This window comes from Aminobacter sp. P4_H6_2 (assembly GCF_056400805.1).
The window spans coordinates 1-1,895 of the sequence record NZ_JBFUKO010000849.1; the positions used below are offsets into that span (position 1 = coordinate 1).

General features: G+C 58.3%; 3 protein-coding genes. 1 reads left to right on the forward strand and 2 read right to left on the reverse strand.

All coding sequences use genetic code 11. The features are described from left to right. Positions 1–56: 56 nt before the first annotated feature. Both AC1DUU_RS30890 and AC1DUU_RS30895 read right to left on the reverse strand, forming a co-directional pair. The gene (locus tag AC1DUU_RS30890) at positions 57–488 is read right to left on the reverse strand and encodes an RrF2 family transcriptional regulator (RefSeq protein ID WP_476787123.1); all 432 of its coding nucleotides are present in this window, start codon (positions 486–488) and stop codon (positions 57–59) included. A gap of 36 nt (positions 489–524) precedes the next feature. Then, positions 525–989 (reverse strand): group III truncated hemoglobin, encoded by a 465-nt coding sequence (locus AC1DUU_RS30895; RefSeq protein ID WP_476787124.1) that lies wholly within the window; start codon positions 987–989, stop codon positions 525–527. Positions 990–1,132: 143 nt separating this feature from the next. Between AC1DUU_RS30895 and AC1DUU_RS30900 the strand changes: the two genes are divergently transcribed. Continuing rightward, positions 1,133–1,471 (forward strand): DUF6522 family protein, encoded by a 339-nt coding sequence (locus tag AC1DUU_RS30900; protein ID WP_476787125.1) that lies wholly within the window; start codon positions 1,133–1,135, stop codon positions 1,469–1,471. Positions 1,472–1,895: the final 424 nt, after the last annotated feature.

Genomic DNA, 1,895 nt, shown 5'->3' on the forward strand with positions numbered 1-1,895 from the left:
CCCGTACATCGGGCTTTGCCATCACGGGAACTGCCCATGTCGGGGCCGGCAGGTAGCTAGGCGCGGGATGCATCACCCAGGAAGTCGGCGGGCTTCAGTGCGATGTCGGCGAGGGTGTACCGATCAAGGGTGTTTTGGAACGACGACAGCGCGTCGTGCAACATGGTGGAAAGTTTGCAGCACCGCGTGATTATGCATTGGTTCCCGGTGGCGAAGCACTCGACCAGTGCGAAATCCGGCTCTGTCAACCGGATGACGTCTCCGATCCGGATGTCTTCTGGCCGGCGACCGAGTTTCAACCCACCAGATCTGCCACGAACCGCCACAAGATAGCCAGCGCGGGTCAGCGTGTTAGCCACCTTGTTGAGATGCGTTTTTGACACACCGAAGGCACGTGCCGTCTCTTCGATGGTGAACAGCTGATCCCCCGCGGACGCCGCAAACATAAGCATTCTGAGCGTGTAGTCGGAAAAATTCGTCAGTCTCATTGCGATCCAATGCCTGCTTACCGGTTGTCCGGAAGGTTACAGGCTTTCGGCCGTGATCGGCTCTATGGTCAAGGTGCTTTCACCGCGATTGTGGGCCAGCGCAAGGCGAAAGGAATGCGCGATACGCAAAGCCCGTTCCATGAACAGCGCCGCGATCTCCGGTGGACAGAGTTTGTTGACGGTTGCGCGAAACAGACTAAGCCATCGCCGGAAGTGCCGTTCGCCCAGGCTTGGGATGGTCAGGTGTGGTGGTAGCGGGCGGCCGTCGTAACGGCCGGTGCGAAGCATCAAGGATGACCAGAAGTCACACATTTTCGTCAGGTGTGGCGACCAGTCATGTGGCGCAATCGCCCTGTTGAACAGCGGCCCGAGCAGGGGATCGCTTCGGATCTCCGCGTAGAAACCATGAACCACGTCTCGGATTACCTGCTCATCCAGTTGTCCGGGCAGCACGCGACCGTTGATGACGATCGTTGTTTCACGTTTTGTGTCTTCGCTCATACCGGCTCCCAGCGTCAGCGGGCCGGATGCGGCCCTTTGTCGTCCATTTTTGACGGCTGTGCAGGCTTCACGATGCAGATTAAAACATATATCGTCAATATATGTTTATGTCGCACGGCTGTCGCCGCGATGAAGGAAGCCGGATGAAGCTCGAGCCTGACCAGACCGGAGACTATGTCCTGGAGCCAGGGTTCCTGGCGCAGCGGCTTTCCATTGAAGAGAACGAACTTCAACGACGAATGCGCCTCGGCCTCATAACCAGCCGGGTGGATTGCGGCACCGACGGCGACAAGGGCCGAAAGCGCCTGACCGTGCGCAATCGAAACTCGGTCTGGCGTGCCATCGTCGATGCCGACAACCGCATCGTCAGTGAGGAGTTCTTCGAATTGGGACAAGCTTCGGGCGATGGCAGACTTGCACTACCAACCTCATCCGCGGCGCCAAAAACGTCCGTTGACCTAGTAGCAGGAATGAAATCATGAACGACCAAGATTCGGGCAGTACTCTCGTGCCGATGCTGGTCGCTGGCCTCGTGCTAGTGACCGTGGGCTATGCGGTGATCATGATGTTCGTGTGAACCCTCACGCGACAACGAGCGCCGGGCGCGTCCCGTGACGTGCCCATGGCGAACTCTCTGAGGACGTCATCTGATCGTGAGCCCATCGCCGAAGATGCCAGGAGGTCGGCAGTCGAACAGTCATCGCAATTTCATTCCCAAAGCGGATGAGGTGGATGGCTCCCGCTCCCGGCATCTGAGTGCCAAAATGGGTTTGCTGTCTGGCAACCCAAGCAAAGGAGCCATCCGCCATGCAGATTACCACCGTGGGCCTYGATYTGGCCAAGCGYRTTTTTCAAGTTCATGCCGTYGACGCGTCTGGAGAYGTTGTYGTGCGCAAGGCACTACGG